This window comes from Streptomyces katrae (assembly GCF_002028425.1).
In the GTDB taxonomy this organism is placed as follows: Bacteria; Actinomycetota; Actinomycetes; order Streptomycetales; family Streptomycetaceae; genus Streptomyces; species Streptomyces katrae_A.
In genome coordinates, this window is the sequence record NZ_CP020042.1 from 1,526,554 (window position 1) to 1,545,318 (window position 18,765).

Below are 18,765 nucleotides of genomic sequence, written 5' to 3' on the forward strand. Positions count from 1 at the left end.
TCACGAGGAGAGCGGATGCAACGTTGATTACATGATTACAGCCGAACAGAGCGAGAAGCTCCGCGCGTGGTTCGCCGAGCGCCTGCCGGTGGACGTCTACGAGTCCCTCGTCTCGGTCACCGTCGACCGGGAGGAGATCACCGTCATCGGCACCGTCCCGGCGTCCGAGTCGGTCAAGGAGTTCCGCGAGCGCACGCGCGAGCAGCGCATGGAGGTGGCCCGCGAGGCCGAGGAGCTCTACCGCCGCAAGGTCGCCTGGGGCGTGGAGGCGGGTGGGGAGACCGTCCTCTTCACCCACCTCGCGGTCCCCGTCATGACCCGGCTGCGCCAGTCCGAGCGCCAGGTGCTCGACACCCTGGTCGCCGCCGGGGTGGCGCGCAGCCGGGCGGACGCGCTGGCCTGGTGCGTCCGCCTCGTCGGGGAGAACACCGACGCATGGCTCCGGGAGCTGCGCGAGTCCCTGGACAAGGTCCGCCAGGTCCGCGCGCAGGGCCCCGACATCCAGAAGTCTCAGCCGGAGTGACGGAAATCCCCACCGGGCACTGATGATCCCGGAAAGTATCCGGGACGACCTGATCCCAGGGAGAGGCACGCACACCATGACCACCACCGTCGAGTACATCCGCTACCGGATCGCCTCGCAGGACCAGCAGGCGTTCGAGGAGGCGTACTCCCGCGCGGCCGAGGCCCTGGCGGCCTCGCCCGAGTGCATCGACTACGAGCTGGCGCACAACACCGAGGACACCGAGCGGTACATCCTGCGGATCCGCTGGACCTCGGTCGACGCCCACCTCAACGGCTTCCGCAAGGGCGAGCACTTCCCGGCGTTCTTCCAGGCGATCCGCCCGTACGTGACGAACATCGAGGAGATGCAGCACTACACCGTCACCGACGTGGCCGGCCCGGGGAAGGCCGCCGGTCAGTCATGAGCACCACGCCCACGATCTACGAGTGGATGGGCGGCGCGGAGGCCATGCGCCGCCTCACCGACGTCTTCTACGGTCATGCCCTGCAAGACGAGATCCTGGCCCCGGTCTTCGCGGGCATGGACGCGGAGCACCCGCAACACGTCGCGGTCTGGCTGTCGGAGGTCTTCGGCGGCCCGGCCGACTACTCGGCACACCACGGCGGCCACATGCACATGGCCACCAAGCACCTGGGGCGCGGCATCACGGAGCAGCAGCGCCGCCGCTGGGTGGACCTGCTGCTGGACACGGCCGACGAGGTCGGCCTCCCGACGGACCCCGAGTTCCGGGCGGTGTTCGTCTACTACATCGAGTGGGGCACCCGGATGGCCCTGATCTACTCCGGCCCCAACCCGCCGCCGGTGGACGCGGCCAAGGTCCCGGTCTGGTCCTGGGGCCAGACCCCGCCGTGGATCCCGAAGTCCGCACCGGCGGAGTGACACCCCGGCCGGGGGCCGGCCCGCGCCGGCCCCCGACCGGAGGGTCCACGTCCATTTGGGCGTAACGGCAACGTCCCGCCCCGAATCGGCAACGGTCCGTGGAGCAGCCGTGCCCGCCGGGGTTCGCCAGCACCACCCCGGCCGCTTCCGCCGCCACGCCCGCCACGCCCGGCGCGTCCGGCGTCGCCGCGCCGTCGGCCGCCCCGGGGAGCGGGGGCACGGCCGCCCCGTCGAAGGGTTCTGACGGCGGCACCGCCTGCAACGACAACGACCTCTCGATCGGCCTCTCGCTCTGGCGCCAGGACTCCGGGCAGAACGTCCTCGTCACGGCCACCAACGTCAGCGGCAAGCCCTGCACCCTCTACCACTACCCGTACGTCGGGTTCGGGGCCACCATCAAGGGCCCGCTCGGCCCCTACGGCACGCCGCCGCGGGCGATCGCCACGATCGCACCCGGACAGGAGGCGTACGCGGGGGTCTACCTCTTCCGCGGGGGCGAGGCGACGACCGCCGTGGACTCGCTGTCCCTCGGCTACCAGGACCGGGCCCCGGGCAGCAACAGGGACGTGGGCCGGCTCGACCTCTTGCTGGCGGCGCGGACCGGCACCCTCAACGCCGGGCACGCCGCCAAGGTCACCTACTGGAACCTCGACCTGCGCGCGGTGGAGGACCAGCTGTTCCGCCCGGGCACGAGCTGACCGGCGCCGGGCCGGCGCCCGTCAGGCCGCCGGCCCGGCCAGCAGCACCGTCAGCACGGGCGCCCCGTCCTGCTCCCGCCAGAAGTCGACGGCCTCCTCCAGGATCTCCCCCAGGGTGGCCCAGTCCTCGGCCCGCTCCGCGGCGTACCCGCGCCAGGAGGTCACCGCCAGCAGCCGGCCCGGCGCGTCCGGCAGCCAGGACAGGTCGATCAGCGCGTCGGCGAGGGCGTCCCAGTTGCCGCCGAACCACTGCGGCACCTCGAGCGCCGCCGCGCAGCGCCGCATCAGGGCGGCCTTGCTGCGCACGCCGTCCAGGTCCAGCCGTACGGTCGTCCAGCCGGCCGCCTCGGCGGCGGCCAGGGCGGGGGCGAGCGGCTGCGGGGCGAGGGTCATCGCAGAACCGCCTTGAAGGTCTCGTAGTGGTCGTCCGTGTAGTAGAACTCCCCGCCCTCGCCCGTGACGATCCGGCGGGCCCCCCGGTCGCGCTCCCCCGGGGTCTTGACCGTGTACTCGTGGTAGTAGCCGCGCTTCTGCTTCGGCAGGACCTTCTCGAAGTTCCCGAAGACCGCGCCGTCCTGCCGGTAGGCGTACGGGCCGCCCTTGTCGATGAGCGCCAGCACCTCGCGCGCCTGCGGCGGCAGCGCGTCGGCCCGTACGGTGGCCATCCCCTTGGCCCACGCGGGCGCGGTGGCGCCGGTCCTGGGCGACGGCGGTGCGGCGGGGGCGGGCCCACCGCCGCAGCCCCCGGCGCCCACGAGCGCCACGCAGAGGAACAGGGCCCCCAGCGCGCGCGACAGCGACCGGGGCACGCTCCGAAAGATCATGCCTCGATCGTGCCAAATATCCGATATTTACGCGAACGGCGATGCGTGGCTCACAGCACCACCATCCTGGAGTACGGGCTCAGGACACGTCTGCGGACCGAGCCGAAGTCGACGAGTACCGCTACACCCTCTTCGACTCCGACGACCCGGCCGAGGCCGTGCTCATCGTGGTTCACCCGGTCGCCCACGCCGAACTCCCTTACGGGCGGCTCCACGAGGGCTTTGAAGGGACTGGACGGCAAGTGGCGGCGGGACGCCGCGGGCCTGGTCATTGAAGCCAGTATGCGTGCAGGAGCCGCATTCCGACCCCGGCTCCGGGTATCGATTGCGACACCCTCCGCCCAACGCGGCCTACAGCTCGTCCGGATCGGCCCGCTCCAGCGCCGGCCGCAGCCCCGGGGCGGACTCGGTCAGCAGGTAGTCCGCCACCGCCGTGTCCGTCACCAGGCTGGTCACGAGGCCCGAGCGGAGCACCGCCCCGATCGCGGCGGCCTTGCGCAGCCCGCCCGCGATCGCCACGACCTCCGGGATCCGGCGCAGCCGGTCGGCCTCGACCGTGATGCACCGCTCGCCGAGGTCGCGGCCGACCCTGCGGCCCTCCGCGTCGAACAGGTGGGCCGACATCTCGGCCGCCACGCCCAGGGAGGCGTAGTGCGCCCGCTCCTCGTCCGTGAGCATGTCGTGCACGGTCGAGATCCCCGGCTCCCAGGAGCCGATGGACACGGCCGCCACGGTGACCTTGTCGAAGTACTCGAAGGCCCGCGCGATGCCCGTCTGGTTGCGCAGCGCCGCCGCCGTCGCCGGGTCGGGCAGCAGCATCGGGGCGTAGATCGGGTGCGCGTCGCCGCCGGAGACCTGTGCGGCGCGCCGTACGGCCTCCACGGACCCGCGCTCGGCCGTCCCCGCGTCGTACACGCCGGTCAGCTGGACGACCGTGCACGGCGGCAGCCGGTGCAGGGAGGCGGCCATGTGGATGGTCGACCGCCCCCAGGCCAGCCCGAGGACGTCGCCCTCGTTGACCAGCTCGCCCAGCAGGTCGGCCGCGACCGCCCCGAGGTTCTCCGGATCGGGCGCGTCCTCGCTCGCGTCGGCCGGGGACTCGACCACGACGGCGTGCCGCAGCCCGTACCGGGCGCGGAGCGCGTCGGAGCGCTCCGCGTCCAGTTCCGCCGGTACCCGGATCTCGATGCGCACGAGGTCGCGTTCGAGGGCGGTCTCCAGGACCCGGGCCACCTTGAAGCGGCTCACGCCGAACTCCTCGGCGATCTGGATCTTGGACTTGCCCTCCAGGTAGAAGCGGCGTGCCATGGCCGCCGCCTGCACCAGCTCCGCGGGTCCCATCCGCAGGGCTGACCGTCCCGCCGACATTGCAGACACCGCGCTCTCCTCACTGCTGTTCACACTGTCGTGTTCACACTCTCGACTCGCCGTTCATCCTGTCAGATCCAACGGCCATTGATCAGCCTGGACGACATCCGTTCACCGAGCCGTTCACCAACGATCGGTTCAGTGGTCGCAGGCCCAGGGGGCGGCGGCGATCGCCGCACCCGCCTGGTCACGCAGAGTCCGCACCGCGGCGGCCGGATCGACCGCCCCGTAGACCGCGCTGCCCGCCACGAACACGTCGGCGCCGGCCTCGGCGACCCGCTCGATGGTGGTGGCCGAGACCCCGCCGTCGACCTGGAGCCACAGGTCCAGTCCGTGCTTGGCGATGAGCTCCCGGGTCCGGCGGACCTTGGGCAGCATGATGTCGAGGAAGGACTGGCCGCCGAAGCCGGGCTCGACGGTCATGATCAGCACCATGTCGAGCTCGGGGAGGATGTCCTCGTACTGCTCGATCGGGGTGCCGGGCTTGAGGGCCATCGCCGCCCGGGCGCCCTGGGCGCGGATCTCGCGCGCGAGGCGCACCGGGGCCGCGGCGGCCTCGGCGTGGAAGGTCACCGAGCCGGCGCCGGCCTCCACGTACTGCGGCGCCCAGCGGTCGGGGTCCTCGATCATCAGGTGCAGGTCGAGCGGGATGTCCGTGGCACGGCTCAGGGACTCCACGACCGGTACGCCGAGCGTGAGGTTCGGGACGAAGTGGTTGTCCATGACGTCGACGTGCAGCCAGTCGGCCCCCTCGACGGCCCTGGCCTCCTCGGCGAGGCGGGCGAAGTCGGCGGACAGGATGCTGGGATTGATCTGAACGGCCATGCCCCAAGCCTGCCATGCCCCCGGCCACTTCAGGCCACGGCCCCGGAACTCGCGGTTTCCGTAGCACCGCTTAAGTGATCCACTCGCCGGTTCCGCCTGACCCTTCAGTGTCGAGTGTGACCACGACGACACGTCCCCGGGCCCTGATCCGGTCCCTCGTGTCCCCCGCCCACAGCCGGCGGTCCGCGGAAGAATGACCGCGTGAAGACGGCTCTGACGAACGCCCGGGTCTTCGACGGCCGACGGCTCCTCGGCCCCGCCACGGTCGTCATCGACGGCGGGGTGATCGCCGCCGGCCCCGACGGGGCACGGGAGGTCGACGCCGGGGGCGCCGTCCTCCTCCCCGGGCTGATCGACTCGCACGTGCACCTGCACGGCCCCGAGAACCTGCGGCAGCTGCGCGACCACGGCGTCACCACCGCCCTCGACATGGCCACCTGGCCCCCGGCCCTGGTCGACTCCCTGCGCGCCGCACCGGGACTCACCGACATCCGCAGCCCCGGCACCCTCGCCATCGCGGCGGGCGGCCTGCACTCCCGGATGCCCGGGGTGCCGGCGGACAGCGTCGTCACCGGCCCCGCGGACGCGGAGCGCTTCGTGGCGGCCCGGGTGGCCGAGGGCGCGGACTACATCAAGATCGTGGCGGAGCGGCCCGGCCCCGGGGCCCTGGACCAGGCCACCCTCGACGCCCTGGTCACCGCCGCGCACGCGCACGGCCGGCTCGTCGTCGCCCACACCGCCGCCTCCGAGGCCTACGCCATGGCGCAGCGGGCCGGCGCCGACGTGCTCACCCACGTCCCGGCGGACCGCCCCCTCGACGCGGCGGCGACGGCCCGGATGCACGCCGCCGGACGGGCCGCCGTACCGACCCTGACCATGATGGAGGGCCTCGCCGCGGCGGGACTGCCGGGCCTGGAGCACTACGACCGGGCCCGCGCGAGCACGGCCGCCCTGCACCGGGCGGGCGTCCGCGTCCTCGCCGGCACCGACTCCAACGCCACCCCGGGCGTCCCCTTCACCCCGCCCCACGGCAGCAGCCTCCACCACGAACTGGAACTCCTCGTGGACGCCGGCCTGTCCCCCCTGGACGCCCTGCGCGCCGCCACGGTCCTCCCGGCCCGCCACTTCGGCCTCACCGACCGCGGCACCATCCGCCCCGGCCACCGCGCCGACCTCCTCCTGATCGACGGCGACCCCCTCACCGACATCCGCGCCACCCGCCGCATCCTCCGCGTCTGGTGCGCGGGCGTCGAGCGGCCCGCCGACGACGACGGCCCACAGCCGGAGCGCCCCGCACCGTTCGGATGAGGGGCAACGGCACGTCATCCGCCGACGGGCGCCCGCCCCTCGGAGGGGGTCGTCACCGCAACGCGCACCGCGCCGGTGGCAGAAGCCGCCACCTGTGCGACCGTGTGCTCTCCCGGGTAGCCGGCGACGACCGCCTCTCACCGCCGAGGCGGGAGGCCGGCGGCGGAAGGTGCCGCTACGCCGTGCGGCGGAGGAGGGCCAGGTACATGGCGTCCGTGCCGTGGAGGTGGGGCCACAGCTGGACGTCCGGGCCGTCGCCGAGGGCCGGGACGCCCTCCATGTACGGGCGGGCGTCGATCAGCTCGGCCGCCACCGGGACGTTGCCCGCGCCGCGGCCCTTGAGGACGTCCTCCACCACGACCCGGGTCTCCGCCAGGTGCGGGGAGCAGGTGGCGTAGCCCACGACGCCGCCGACCCGCACCGCGGACAGGGCCTCGCGCAGCAGGGCGCGCTGGAGCGGTGCGAAGCCCTCCAGGTCCTGCGGGCGGCGCCGCCAGCGGGCCTCCGGGCGGCGGCGCAGCGCGCCCAGGCCGGAGCAGGGCACGTCCATCAGCACCCGGTCGAAGGAGCCCGGGCGCCACGGCGGGCGGGTGCCGTCGGCGGCGATGACCTGGTACGGGCCCGGGTTGCCGGCCAGCGACCGCTCCACGAGGCGCGCCCGGTGCGGCTGCTTCTCGGAGGCCAGCAGGAACGCCCCCCGCTGCGCGGCCAGCGCGCCCAGCAGGGACGCCTTGCCGCCCGGGCCCGCGCAGCCGTCCAGCCAGCGCTCGTCGCGGCCCTCGACCGGAGCCGCCGCCAGGGCCATGGCCACCAGCTGGCTACCCTCGTCCTGCACGCCGGCGCGGCCCTCGCGGACCGCCTCCAGCGCGCCGGGCTCACCGCCCTCGGCCATCCGCACGGCGTACGGGGACCAGCGGCCCGGCAGCGCCGACTCCTCGCCGAGCGCCTCCACCAGCTCCTCGGGCGTGGACCGGCCCGGCCGGGCCACCAGGGTGACCTCGGGCCGCTCGTTGTCCGCCTCCAGGAGGTCCTCGATGCCTGCGCGGCCGCCGCCCAGGGCGTCCCACAGGGCGCTGACCACCCAGCGGGGGTGGGAGTGGTAGACCGCGAGGTGCTCCTCGGCGTCCTCCTCGTACGGCGGCGCGACCCGCTCCAGCCAGCCGTCGAGGTCGTGCGCGGCGATCTTGCGCAGGACGGCGTTGACGAACTTGGCCCGGCCGTCGCCGAGCACCACCCGGGCCAGCTCCACGCTCGCGGAGACGGCGGCGTGCGTGGGGATGCGGGTGCCCAGCAGCTGGTGGGCGCCGAGCGACAGCACGTCCAGCACCGGCGGGTCCACCTCGCGCAGCGGCCGGTCGACGCAGGCGGCGATGACCGCGTCGTAGGTGCCCTGGCGGCGCAGGGTCCCGTAGACCAGCTCCGTGGCCAGGGCGGCGTCGCGCGCCTGGAACTTCTCGTCCTGGCGGGCCTTCTTCAGCAGCGGGGGCAGGACGAGGTTGGCGTACGCGTCGCGCTCGTCCACCGCCCGCAGCGCCTCGAAGGCCAGCATCCGGACGGGGTCCTTCTGGGGCCGGCGGTAGGGCTTGGCCGGCCGGCCGCCCTGGCCGGGGCTGCGACGGGGCTGGGGGGACTTTTCGCTCACGTGGAAGGTGCTCCGGAGGTACGAGGTGCTTCGGGGTGCTGCGGTGTCGCGGGGTACCGCGGTGTCACGGGGTGTCGCGCCCGCCCCCGCCGGGGGCGGGCGCGGATGGAATCAGCCTACGTCGGTCCCGCCCAGGCGCTCGCCGGGAGCGATGCGCACCCCGCGGGCCCAGTCGGCGCCCTTCATCGGCTTCTTGCCCTGCGGCTGCACCCAGAGCAGCTCGACGGCGTGCGAGCCGGTGCCGACGTACACGTTGTTCTTGGCGGGGGCCAGGACGCCGGGCGCCAGGTCCGTGCGGTCGGGGACCAGCCCGACGGAGACCAGCTTGAGGCGCTCGCCGCGGAAGACCGTCCAGGCGCCCGGCGCCGGGGTGCAGCCGCGCACGACCCGGTCGGCGCGCAGCGCGGGGGCGTTCCAGTCGACGCGGGCGTCCTCGACGGTGATCTTCGGCGCGAGGGAGACCCCCTCGGCGGGCTGCTCGACGGCGCGCAGGGAGCCGTCCTCGATGCCGTCCATGGTCGCGGTCAGCAGCCCGGCGCCGGCGAAGGCGAGGCGGGTCAGCAGGTCGCCGCTGGTGTCGGTCGGGCGGATGTCCTCGGTGAGAACCCCGAAGACCGGGCCGGTGTCGAGCCCCTCCTCGATCCGGAAGGTGGAGGCCCCGGTGACCTGGTCGCCGGCCATGATCGCCTGCTGGACGGGGGCGGCACCGCGCCAGGCGGGCAGCAGCGAGAAGTGCAGGTTGACCCAGCCGTGGACGGGGATGTCCAGGGCGCTCTTGGGGATCAGGGCGCCGTAGGCGACGACGGGGCAGCAGTCCGGGGCGATCTCGCGGAGCCGCTCCTGGAACTCCGGGTCGCGCGGGCGGACCGGCTTGAGGACCTCGATGCCCGCCTCCTCGGCCCGCTCGGCCACCGGGCTGGCGACCAGCCGCCGGCCGCGGCCGGCCGGTGCGTCGGGCCGGGTGACGACGGCCGCGACCTCGTGCCGCCCGGAGGCGATCAGGGCGTCCAGGGCGGGCACGGCGACCTCGGGGGTGCCTGCGAAGACGAGCTTCACTGGGTCCTACCTCGCTATCTCGGCGTCAGCAGCGGTCCAGTCTAGGGGGCGTGGTCCCCCGGGCCCACCTGCGGGATCGGGGGCGTACGCACACACACGCGCCTCTCGCATATGCCGACACGCCCCCAAGGCGTGACCTGGGCGCACGTTGGCGCGTTGGTCAAGAGAGATTGACCGAAACGGGCCGCGATTCTGAACGGTGTCTGCGGCCCGATCCGCTCTTCAGCACCGGTTCGAGAGGCTTCTCCATGGCCGACCACGCCACCCATGACGCCCAAGCGCGGGCCAGTCTGCACCTCCTGGTGCGGGACATCGAGCGGGTTCGCCGGCAGGTGGACGCACTGCGTACGCTCACCGCCCAGCTCGGCAACGTGTACCGCCCGCGCCGCTCCGGGCCCTCCACGGGCTTCGTCGTCTACGGCAGGGCGCCCGCACCCACCGTCCGCCTCGCACAGGAGCTGCGGGACAGCGTCGAGACGCTCGTCACCGCTGCGGTGGACTTCGACCGTTCCCTGGGCTTCTCCTGGGACGCGGTCGGGTCGGCGCTCGGCGTCACCAAGCAGGCCGTGCACCGCCGGTACGGGGCGCGGCGGGCGCAGGCCGCGGAGGCGGCGGAGCCGCCGGCCGAGGGCACCACGACGCGGACGCTGGGCCCGCTGCCGACCATTCCGGCGGCCCGCTCCGTGCCGCCGCAGCCGGTCCGCGAGGACAGCCAGGCCGCTGCGGCTCCGGCTCCCCGTCAGTCGGCCTTCCCCGGGCCCCGCAACGGCTGACCCCGCCCCGCCGCCGGGACGCCGACCCCCGACGGCCCCCCGGCCCCGCAGAGGCCGCCCGCTCGTAAGGCGGCCCTGTGGGGCCGCCCCCTGCCCGCCCTTCGCCCGTTCCTCCCCGGCTACCGCTGAAGGAGGAACGGGGGAAGGGCGGGGCGGGAAGACGGCTCCTCGCAGCGGTACCACCCGCACCCGCGGGCGGCCTCAGCCGATGTCCGGCGGATCGATCCGCACCCGGACCGCGTCGGCGACCGGCACCCCGCGCGCCATCCGCGCAGCCTGGGCCGACTTCAACGCCGCCGCCAACGCCGCCCCGCTCCCCGGCGGGACCCGCACCAGCGCCCGCTCCCCCGGCGAGGCCTCCCCCCGCCGCCCGGGCAGCGGTACCGGCCCCAGCACCTCCGCATCCGCCGGCAGGTCCGCGGCCGCGAGGAAGGCCTCCACCGCCTCCCCCCGCCCCGCCACCGCCGCCATCCGCGACACCGGCGGGAACCCCAGCTGCGCCCGCTCCGCGAGCTCCCGCACCGCATGCCCCACGGGATCCCACCGCACCAGCGCCTGGACCGGCCGCAGCGTCGGCTCGGCGACGACCACGACCTGGCCGTCCGCCCGGACCAGCGAGGCGGCGGCGATCCAGCGCCGCAGCGCGTCCTCCCCGGCCCGCAGGTCGGGCCGGGTCAGCATCGCCCAGCCGTCCAGCAGCAGCGCCGCCGCGTAACCGGCGCCCGCCGCGACCGGCTCGGCGCCGGGGGTGGAGACCACCAGCGCCGGGCGGTCCGGCACCTCGTCCAGGACGTGGTCGCGCCCCGAGGTCCGTACCGGCACGGCCGGGAAGGCCCGGCCCAGCTCCTCCGCGGTCCGCCGCGCGCCCACCACCTGGGCCCGCAGCCGGAACGATCCGCACTCCTCGCAGTGCCAGGCCGGCTCGCCCCGCCCGCACCAGCCGCAGTGCAGGTCCCGCTCGTCGGGGGCCTCCAGCGGCCCGGCGCACACGGTGCAGCGGGCCGGGGTGCGGCAGCGCTCGCACGCCAGCCGGGGCACGTACCCGCGCCGGGGCACCTGGACCAGCACGGGCCCGCTCTTCAGGCCTTCCCGGACGGTCTCCCAGGCCAGGCTCGGCAACCGGGCCGCCCGGGCGGCCCCGTCGCGGGCCAGCAGTTCGTCGCCGACGGTACGGATGCGGGGGGCGGCGGCACGCACCGTCTCCCGGTCGGCGGTCAGCGGACGGGCCCAGCCGGACTCGACCAGCTGGGCGGCCTCGACGGTGCAGCTGGTGCTCCCGACGAGGAAGGCGCAGCCGTCGGTGACCGCGCGCAGCTCCAGGACCTCGCGGACGTGCGGGAAGGGGGCGTGGTCGTCGCCGTGGCTGGAGTCGCCGTCGTCCCAGACCGCGACCAGCCCGAGGTCCCGGACGGGCGCGAACATCGCCGCCCGGGTGCCGACCACGGCCCGGACCGAGCCCCGGTTGACCGCGAGCCACTCCCGGTAGCGCTTCTCCGGCCCGGAGTCGGCGGTCAGCAGCGCGTGCCGCCCCTGGCCCAGCAGGGCGGTCAGGGCGGCGTCGACCCGGGCGGCCGTCCGCCCGTCGGGGACCACGGCCAGGGCGCCGCGGCCGGAGGCGAGGGTGGCCGCCATGGCACGGGCCAGCTCGTCGGCCCAGCCGGGGCCGGGCAGGGCGGTCCACACCGCGCGGGGGGTACCGCCGCCGGCCAGGGCGCGCAGGAAGGCGGGCCCGGCGCCGTACCGGGTCCAGCCGCCGGGTTCGGGCGGGGCGGGCGGGGGCAGCGGGTCCGGGGAGGGCTTGGCCTCGGCGCGGGCGTTGCGCGGGGGCAGGGCCAGTTGGAGGACGTCGGCCAGGCTGCCCGCGTACCGGTCGGCGACGGCCCGGGCCAGGGCCAGCATGCGGGGGCCGAGGACCACCTCGGGCGAGACGACCTGGGCGAGGGCGGCCAGCGCCCCCTCGTAGTCCGACTCGGCGCGCCGCTCGACGATGAAGCCGTCGATGAGCCCGCCGCCCTCACGGCGGCCGCCGTGCACCCGGTGGGCGCCGGCGCCGAAGCGGACGCGGACGCGGACGCCGGGGCGGGCGGCCTCGGAGAGCTCGGCGGGGACGGCGTAGTCGAAGAGCCGGTCGAGGTGGAGGACGCCCTTGTTCACGAGGACGCGCGCCACCGGCAGCTCCTCGGCGAGCGCGGCCCCGCGCCAGGTGCGCGGCTTGGCCTTGGGCGCCTTGGCCTTCGCCTCGGCGACCATCTCCCGGATGAGCGCGAGCTGCTGCGGCGGGCCGCCGGGGCCGTCTGCGTCGGGTGCGTTCTCGCTGCTCACAGCAGCATTCTTACCAAAGGGCACCGACAGTCGGAGCCCTCCCGAGGTCTCGGCGGGCGGCGGCGGTACCGCGGTCCTTCAACACCGGGCTCGCGCCCGGCTCCAGATGAAGCCGTCACCCCTCGCACCGGGAGGGCGCGTGCAGCCTACGCGGGGCGGGCCGGGGCCGCAACGCGATACCGCCCCGGACCTGCGGGTCCGGGGCGGTATCGGGTGGAGCGGGGTGCCGCTTACAGACCGGCGGCGGCGCGCAGGGCGTCGACGCGGTCGGTGCGCTCCCAGGTGAAGTCGGGGAGCTCGCGGCCGAAGTGGCCGTAGGCGGCGGTCTGCGCGTAGATCGGGCGCAGCAGGTCGAGGTCGCGGATGATGGCGGCCGGGCGGAGGTCGAAGACCTCGCCGATCGCGTCCTCGATCTTCTGCACGTCGACCTTGGCGGTGCCGAAGGTCTCGACGAACAGGCCGACGGGCTCGGCCTTGCCGATCGCGTACGCGACCTGGACCTCGCAGCGCGCCGCGAGGCCGGCGGCGACGACGTTCTTGGCGACCCAGCGCATGGCGTACGCGGCGGAGCGGTCGACCTTCGACGGGTCCTTGCCGGAGAAGGCGCCGCCGCCGTGGCGGGCCATGCCGCCGTACGTGTCGATGATGATCTTGCGGCCGGTCAGGCCGGCGTCGCCCATCGGGCCGCCGATCTCGAAGCGGCCGGTCGGGTTCACCAGCAGCCGGTAGCCCTCGGTGTCCAGCTTGATGCCGTCCTCGACGAGCTGCGCGAGCACGTGCTCGACGACGAACTCGCGGATGTCGGGGGCGAGCAGCGAGTCCAGGTCGATGTCCGCCGCGTGCTGCGTGGACACGACGACCGTGTCCAGGCGCACGGCCTTGTCGCCGTCGTACTCGATGGTGACCTGGGTCTTGCCGTCGGGGCGCAGGTACGGGATGGTCCCGTTCTTGCGGACCTCGGACAGGCGCCGCGAGAGCCGGTGCGCGATGTGGATCGGCAGCGGCATCAGCTCGGGGGTCTCGTCGCAGGCGTAGCCGAACATCAGGCCCTGGTCGCCGGCGCCCTGCTTGTCGAGCTCGTCCTCGTCGCCCTCGACACGCGACTCGTAGGCCGTGTCGACGCCCTGGGCGATGTCCGGGGACTGCGCGCCGATGGACACCGAGACGCCGCAGGAGGCGCCGTCGAAGCCCTTCTTCGAGGAGTCGTAGCCGATCTCGAGGATCTTGTCGCGGACGAGCTGGGCGATCGGGGCGTACGCCTTCGTCGTCACCTCGCCCGCGATGTGCACCAGGCCGGTGGTGATGAGGGTCTCCACGGCCACGCGCGAGGTCGGGTCCTCGGTGAGGAGGGCGTCGAGGATCGTGTCGCTGATCTGGTCAGCGATCTTGTCGGGGTGACCCTCGGTCACGGACTCCGAGGTGAACAGACGACGGGACACAATGCTCCCTGGGGTTGCAGCGGCTGCTGGCTGATCATTTGGCGGAACGATACCGGGGGCTGCGCCCGGTCACGTTCCAGATGCAGTTTATCGGTCGCCACCGTTCGCCGGACCACCCGTCTCGCCTTATGGGAGCCGTGTGACCTGCGGCACTCCATTCTGACGTACGGATTTCCCGGCGAGAAGAGAAACGCTCAGGCGCGTCGGAGCTCGCTCGGGGGTGCGAGCCGCGGCGCGACCTGGTCCCAAATGACATCCGCCAGGGCTTCCTTCGGACCATGGGGAACCTGCACCTCGCCACCATCGGAGGCCAGGATGACGGCTTCGTTCTCCTCAGATCCGAAGGTCTTGCTCGCGCCGACCTCGTTGACGACGAGGAGGTCGCAGCCCTTGCGGCGGAGCTTGGCCCGGCCGTTGTCGAGCACGTCGTCCGTCTCGGCGGCGAATCCGACCACGACCTGACCCTTCAGGGCCCGCTCGGCGGAGATCTCGGCGAGCACGTCCGGGTTGCGCACGAGCGCCACCGGGTCGGGCTCCCGCCCCTCCTGCTTCTTGATCTTGCCGTCGGCGTACGCGGCGGGCCGGAAGTCGGCCACGGCGGCGGCCATCACCACGGCGTCGGCGTCGGCGGCCGCCGCCAGCACCGCCTCGCGCAGCTGGAGGGCCGTGCCCACGCGTACGACGTCCGCCCCGGCGGGGTCGGCCAGCGCGGTGTTGGCGGCCACCAGGGTGACCCGGGCCCCGCGCGCCACGGCGGTGCGGGCCAGCGCGTAGCCCTGCTTGCCGGAGGAGCGGTTGCCGAGGAAGCGGACCGGGTCCAGGGGCTCGCGGGTGCCGCCCGCGCTGATGACCACGTGCCGTCCGGCCAGGTCGGGGGCGGCGGCGCCGCGCGCGAGGACGGCCCGGCAGACCTCGAAGATCTCCTCGGGGTCGGGGAGCCGGCCCTTGCCGGTGTCCTTGCCGGTCAGGCGGCCGACGGCGGGCTCGATGACCACCGCGCCGCGGCGGCGCAGGGTGGCGACGTTCTCCTGGGTGGCGGGGTGCTCCCACATCTCGGTGTGCATCGCGGGGGCGAAGACCACCGGGCAGCGGGCGGTGAGCAGGGTGTTGGTGAGGAGGTCGTCGGCCAGGCCGTGGGCGGCCTTGGCCAGCATGTCGGCGGTGGCCGGGGCGACGACCACGAGGTCGGCGCCCTGGCCGATCCGCACGTGGGGCACCTCGTTCACGCTCTCCCAGACCTCGGTGGAGGCCGGGTTGCCGGAGAGCGCCGCCCAGGTGGCCTCGCCGACGAAGTTCAGGGAGGCGGCCGTGGGCACCACCCGCACCTCGTGCCCGGACTCGGTCAGCCGGCGCAGCAGCTCGCACGCCTTGTAGGCGGCGATGCCGCCGCTGACTCCCAGCACGACCTTCGGCTTGTCCACTGCTTCTCCCGTGATCGGTTGCGTCCGTACCTATGACACACCACAGGCCCGGCAGCCGTGCTGCCGGGCCTGTGGTGTGCGATGTGCGTGCCTTACTGGGCCGGGGCCTCGATGGCCTCGGAGGTCAGCAGACCCGCGTTGATCTCGCGCAGGGCGATCGAGAGCGGCTTCTCGTGGACGTGGGTGTCCACCAGCGGGCCGACGTACTCCAGCAGGCCCTCACCGAGCTGCGAGTAGTACGCGTTGATCTGACGCGCACGCTTGGCCGCGTAGATCACGAGGCTGTACTTCGAGTCAGTGGCCTCGAGCAGCTCGTCGATCGGCGGGTTGATGATGCCCTCGGGCGCGGTGATGGAAGAGGACACGCTCTACCTTCCGAAGATGGATAAAAGATCAGACAACTTCCATCAAGGCTAGCAGCTCACGTGCTACGTCCTCGACGGAGGTGTTGACCAGGGTGGTGTCGAACTCGGACTCGGCAGCGAGTTCGACCTTGGCGGTGTCGAGCCGGCGCTCGATGACCTCCGCGGTCTCGGTGCCCCGGCCGGTGAGCCGGCGGACCAGCTCGTCCCAGCTCGGCGGGGCGAGGAAGACCAGCTGTGCCTCCGGCATCGACTCGCGGACGAGCCGGGCGCCCTGGAGGTCGATCTCCAGGAGGACCGGTTCGCCGTTGTCGAGGCGTTCCAGGACCGCGCCGCGCGGTGTGCCGTAGCGGTTGCCCGCGAACTCGGCCCACTCCAGCAGCTCGCCGTTGGCGATCAGCTTGTCGAACTCGTCGTCGTTGACGAAGAAGTACTGGACTCCGTGTCGCTCACCGGGCCGCGGCTTGCGGGTGGTGGCCGACACCGAGAGCCAGACCTCGGGGTGGACCTTGCGCATATGCGCGACGACCGTGCTCTTGCCGACCCCCGAGGGGCCGGAGAGCACGGTCAGCCGCGGACGAACCTCTGCTGCCATAGAGCGATTATCCAGGTTCTCGGGACTGCCTGAGAACGCCGGGAGAACTTCGGGCGACGCCTCAGGCGCCGCTACCGCCGAACTCACGCTCCAGAGAGGCGATCTGGTTGGAGCCGAGACCTCGGACACGCCGGGACTCGGAGATGCCGAGGCGCTCCATGATCTGCTTGGCGCGGACCTTGCCGACGCCGGGCAGCGACTCGAGAAGGGCGGAGACCTTCATCTTGCCGATGACGTCGTTCTCCTGGCCCGTCTTGATGACGTCGTGGAGAGAGGCGCCGGAGTGCTTGAGTCGATTCTTCACCTCGGCCCGCTCCCGGCGAGCCGCGGCGGCCTTTTCGAGCGCTGCTGCGCGCTGTTCAGGGGTAAGGGGCGGAAGAGCCACGCCTACGTCACCTCGGATGTCGAACTGTCGGATACGGACCGGCGGGGAGCCCTCGGGCACCACGCCGGGCGAGCTCCCGAACAGCGATGGAACTCGTTCGCTGCGCGTTCACTCTGGTCGGAGACTAGCGGCCAAGGCCGCTCCAGTCAGCGAGAACGGACGAAAAGTCCTGGTCAGCCTCCACTGAACCGTACATCACGGACATACCACCCCGGTTTTGTCCGGGGAAAGACGTTCGATTTTCGTCAGCCCGTGCCCGGTGGGTGCTCCGCGCCGGTCCGCGACCCGTCCGCTCAGACCGCCACGGCCTCGCGGATCTCGTCCGCGAACCGCTTCGCGGAGGCCCGCAGGGCGGCGGTGTCCGGCCCGTGCTTGAGGACGCCTCGAGAGACGTTCGGGACGACGTTGCCCACGGCCGCGCCGAAGACCGCCGGGAGGTCCGCCGCGGTCGCGCCCTGGGCGCCGATGCCGGGGGCCAGCAGGGGGCCGTTGATGTCCAGGTCGAAGGAGGACAGGTCGCCCAGGGTGGCGCCGACCACCGCGCCGAAGGAGCCCATCGGCTCCGCCCCGGCGTTCTCCGCCGCCAGGTGCGCCAGCATGGTCGCCCCGATGGAGCGGCCGTCCTCGCGCACGGCCCGCTGGACCTCGGCGCCCTCCGGGTTGGAGGTGAGGGCCAGCACGAAGAGCCCGGCGCCGGACTCGCGGGCCAGGTCCACGGCCGGCTTCAGCGAGCCGTAGCCCAGGTACGGGGAGACCGTCAGCGCGTCCGAGAACAGCGGGGAGGACGGGTCCAGGAAGGCGGAGGCGTACGCGGCCATCGTGGAGCCGATGTCCCCGCGCTTGGCGTCCATCACCACCAGGGTCCCGGCCGCCCGGGCGTCCGCCACGGTCCGCTCCAGCACCGCCACGCCGCGCGAGCCGAACCGCTCGAAGAAGGCGGCCTGCGGCTTGAAGACCGCCACCGAATCGGCGAGCGCCTCCACCACCGTGCGGGAGAACCGCTCCAGGCCCGCGATGTCGTCCGCCAGGCCCCAGGAGTCCAGCAGGGCGGCGTGCGGGTCGATGCCGACGCACAGGGGGCCGCGCGCGTCCATCGCGGCCCGCAGACGGGCTCCGAAGGGGGTCAGAGGGGTCTGGGAGGTCACTGGGCGGCCTTTCGGGTCTCGGCGCCCACGGCCTCGGCCAGGGTCGCGTACGGGCTGGCGGCCAGGCGTGCGGCGAGGCCCTTGTGGATGGCGCGGGCGTAGAACGGGCCCTCGTAGATGAAGGCGCTGTAGCCCTGGATCAGGGTGGCGCCCGCCAGGATGCGCTGCCAGGCGTCCTCGGCGTTCTCGATGCCGCCGACGCCGACCAGGGTGATCCGGTCGCCCACGCGGGCGTACAGGCGGCGCAGGACCTCCAGGGAGCGCTCCTTGACGGGGGCGCCGGACAGCCCGCCGGTCTCCTGGACCAGGGCGGGGTCGGACTTCAGGCCCAGGCCCTCGCGGGCGATGGTGGTGTTGGTGGCGATGATGCCGTCCAGGCCCAGCTCCAGGGCCAGGTCGGCGACGGCGTCCACGTCCTCGTCGGCCAGGTCCGGGGCGATCTTGACCAGCAGCGGGACGCGGCGGCCGGTGACCGACCGGTCGGCGGCCTCGCGCACGGCGGTCAGCAGCGGGCGGAGGGACTCCGTGGCCTGGAGGTTGCGCAGGCCCGGGGTGTTGGGCGAGGAGACGTTGACGACGAGGTAGTCCGCGTGCCGGGCGAGGCGCTCGGTGGAGACCACGTAGTCGGCGGCGGCCTCGGCCTCCGGGACCACCTTGGTCTTGCCGATGTTGACGCCGACCACGGTCTTGAAGACCGGGTTGCGGGCCGCCAGGCGGGCCGCGACGGCCTCGGAGCCCTCGTTGTTGAAGCCCATGCGGTTGATCAGCGCGCGGTCGGGGACCAGGCGGAAGAGCCGCTTCTTGGGGTTGCCGGGCTGGGCCTGGCCGGTGACCGTGCCGATCTCGACGTGGTCGAAGCCGAGCATGGCCATGCCGTCGATGGCGACGGCGTTCTTGTCGAAGCCGGCGGCGAGCCCGAAGGGGCCGTGCATGCGCAGGCCCAGGGCCTCCGTGCGCAGCCCCTCGTAGCGCGGGGCCAGGGCCGCGGCGACGAAGGTGCGCAGCACCGGGGTACGGGCGGCGAGGCGGATCCAGCGGAAGGCCGTGTAGTGCGCCCGCTCGGGGTCCATCCGCTTGAAGACGAGCTCGAAGAACAGTTTGTACATCGTCCGGTTTATCCCTTGCGTCCCTTGTGTGCTCGGAAGGACCTCGTGAAAGGGGGGGACACCGGTCGCTCTGGCCGGTGTCCCCCCTTTC

General features: G+C 73.7%; 21 protein-coding genes. 6 read left to right on the forward strand and 15 right to left on the reverse strand.

The annotated features are described in order from the left end of the window. The first annotated feature begins 31 nt into the window (after positions 1 to 31). The 4 genes from B4U46_RS06905 (at position 32) to B4U46_RS06920 (ending at position 2,103) form a co-directional block, all read left to right on the forward strand. Positions 32 to 523: a hypothetical protein gene (locus B4U46_RS06905; RefSeq protein ID WP_079424978.1), complete on the forward strand. Its 492-nt coding sequence runs from the start codon at positions 32 to 34 to the stop codon at positions 521 to 523. A 76-nt stretch (positions 524 to 599) separates the two neighbouring features. Next, positions 600 to 929 (forward strand): putative quinol monooxygenase, encoded by a 330-nt coding sequence (locus tag B4U46_RS40285; RefSeq protein WP_079424980.1) that lies wholly within the window; start codon positions 600 to 602, stop codon positions 927 to 929. Next, on the forward strand, positions 926 to 1,405 hold the full coding sequence (locus tag B4U46_RS40290) for a group II truncated hemoglobin (RefSeq protein WP_079424982.1): 480 nt from the start codon (positions 926 to 928) through the stop codon (positions 1,403 to 1,405). The genes B4U46_RS40285 and B4U46_RS40290 overlap by 4 nt, the downstream gene beginning before the upstream one ends. Before the next feature lie 98 nt (positions 1,406 to 1,503). Next, complete coding sequence (locus tag B4U46_RS06920) at positions 1,504 to 2,103, forward strand: DUF4232 domain-containing protein (protein ID WP_079424984.1); 600 nt, start codon at positions 1,504 to 1,506, stop codon at positions 2,101 to 2,103. 21 nt (positions 2,104 to 2,124) lie between these two features. Here B4U46_RS06920 and B4U46_RS06925 read toward each other — a convergent pair whose 3' ends face one another. From B4U46_RS06925 to rpe, 5 genes are all read right to left on the reverse strand, one after another. Beyond that, on the reverse strand, positions 2,125 to 2,496 hold the full coding sequence (locus B4U46_RS06925; protein WP_079424986.1) for a barstar family protein: 372 nt from the start codon (positions 2,494 to 2,496) through the stop codon (positions 2,125 to 2,127). Further along, the gene (locus B4U46_RS06930; RefSeq protein WP_079424988.1) at positions 2,493 to 2,927 is read right to left on the reverse strand and encodes a ribonuclease domain-containing protein; all 435 of its coding nucleotides are present in this window, start codon (positions 2,925 to 2,927) and stop codon (positions 2,493 to 2,495) included. The genes B4U46_RS06925 and B4U46_RS06930 overlap by 4 nt, the downstream gene beginning before the upstream one ends. 50 nt (positions 2,928 to 2,977) lie before the next feature. Then, positions 2,978 to 3,199, reverse strand: a complete 222-nt coding sequence (locus B4U46_RS06935; protein WP_079424990.1) for a hypothetical protein — start codon at positions 3,197 to 3,199, stop codon at positions 2,978 to 2,980. Between the two features lie 79 nt (positions 3,200 to 3,278). Beyond that, positions 3,279 to 4,295, reverse strand: coding sequence for a sugar-binding transcriptional regulator (locus B4U46_RS06940; RefSeq protein ID WP_045946176.1), 1,017 nt, complete (start codon positions 4,293 to 4,295; stop codon positions 3,279 to 3,281). A gap of 138 nt (positions 4,296 to 4,433) precedes the next feature. Next, a complete protein-coding gene (rpe, locus tag B4U46_RS06945; protein WP_079424992.1) occupies positions 4,434 to 5,120 on the reverse strand; it encodes a ribulose-phosphate 3-epimerase in 687 nt (228 codons plus the stop codon). A 201-nt stretch (positions 5,121 to 5,321) separates the two neighbouring features. On the opposite strand from rpe, the gene B4U46_RS06950 reads away from it, so the two are divergent. Further along, on the forward strand, positions 5,322 to 6,428 hold the full coding sequence (locus B4U46_RS06950; RefSeq protein ID WP_079424993.1) for an amidohydrolase family protein: 1,107 nt from the start codon (positions 5,322 to 5,324) through the stop codon (positions 6,426 to 6,428). Between the two features lie 175 nt (positions 6,429 to 6,603). On the opposite strand, the gene B4U46_RS06955 is transcribed toward B4U46_RS06950, so the two are convergent. Together B4U46_RS06955 and fmt are read right to left on the reverse strand one after the other, a co-directional pair. Next, positions 6,604 to 8,070: an RsmB/NOP family class I SAM-dependent RNA methyltransferase gene (locus B4U46_RS06955; protein ID WP_079424995.1), complete on the reverse strand. Its 1,467-nt coding sequence runs from the start codon at positions 8,068 to 8,070 to the stop codon at positions 6,604 to 6,606. Between the two features lie 111 nt (positions 8,071 to 8,181). Beyond that, on the reverse strand, positions 8,182 to 9,126 hold the full coding sequence (gene fmt / locus B4U46_RS06960) for a methionyl-tRNA formyltransferase (protein WP_079424997.1): 945 nt from the start codon (positions 9,124 to 9,126) through the stop codon (positions 8,182 to 8,184). Positions 9,127 to 9,374: 248 nt separating this feature from the next. Between fmt and B4U46_RS06965 the strand changes: the two genes are divergently transcribed. Then, a complete protein-coding gene (locus B4U46_RS06965) occupies positions 9,375 to 9,899 on the forward strand; it encodes a hypothetical protein (RefSeq protein WP_079424999.1) in 525 nt (174 codons plus the stop codon). 201 nt (positions 9,900 to 10,100) lie between these two features. On the opposite strand, the gene B4U46_RS06970 is transcribed toward B4U46_RS06965, so the two are convergent. The 8 genes from B4U46_RS06970 to B4U46_RS07005 all read right to left on the reverse strand — a co-directional run bounded on the left by B4U46_RS06970 (position 10,101) and on the right by B4U46_RS07005 (position 18,674). Next, positions 10,101 to 12,221, reverse strand: a complete 2,121-nt coding sequence (locus B4U46_RS06970; protein ID WP_079425001.1) for a primosomal protein N' — start codon at positions 12,219 to 12,221, stop codon at positions 10,101 to 10,103. Between the two features lie 230 nt (positions 12,222 to 12,451). Beyond that, positions 12,452 to 13,660, reverse strand: a complete 1,209-nt coding sequence (gene metK / locus B4U46_RS06975) for a methionine adenosyltransferase (protein WP_079425003.1) — start codon at positions 13,658 to 13,660, stop codon at positions 12,452 to 12,454. 194 nt (positions 13,661 to 13,854) lie between these two features. Beyond that, a complete protein-coding gene (gene coaBC, locus B4U46_RS06980) occupies positions 13,855 to 15,081 on the reverse strand; it encodes a bifunctional phosphopantothenoylcysteine decarboxylase/phosphopantothenate--cysteine ligase CoaBC (protein WP_079425005.1) in 1,227 nt (408 codons plus the stop codon). Positions 15,082 to 15,173: 92 nt separating this feature from the next. Continuing rightward, positions 15,174 to 15,446 (reverse strand): DNA-directed RNA polymerase subunit omega, encoded by a 273-nt coding sequence (gene rpoZ / locus B4U46_RS06985; protein ID WP_004948662.1) that lies wholly within the window; start codon positions 15,444 to 15,446, stop codon positions 15,174 to 15,176. 28 nt (positions 15,447 to 15,474) lie between these two features. After that, positions 15,475 to 16,038, reverse strand: coding sequence for a guanylate kinase (gene gmk, locus B4U46_RS06990; RefSeq protein WP_079425007.1), 564 nt, complete (start codon positions 16,036 to 16,038; stop codon positions 15,475 to 15,477). A 61-nt stretch (positions 16,039 to 16,099) separates the two neighbouring features. Beyond that, positions 16,100 to 16,423 carry an integration host factor gene (locus B4U46_RS06995; RefSeq protein WP_030234009.1) on the reverse strand — a complete coding sequence of 108 codons (324 nt, stop codon included), beginning with the start codon at positions 16,421 to 16,423 and terminating at the stop codon, positions 16,100 to 16,102. Between the two features lie 293 nt (positions 16,424 to 16,716). Continuing rightward, entirely contained in the window at positions 16,717 to 17,568 is an 852-nt protein-coding gene (gene pyrF / locus B4U46_RS07000; RefSeq protein WP_261340940.1) for an orotidine-5'-phosphate decarboxylase, read from the reverse strand. Beyond that, positions 17,565 to 18,674, reverse strand: a complete 1,110-nt coding sequence (locus B4U46_RS07005; RefSeq protein ID WP_079425009.1) for a quinone-dependent dihydroorotate dehydrogenase — start codon at positions 18,672 to 18,674, stop codon at positions 17,565 to 17,567. The genes pyrF and B4U46_RS07005 overlap by 4 nt, the downstream gene beginning before the upstream one ends. Between the last annotated feature and the right edge of the window lie 91 nt (positions 18,675 to 18,765).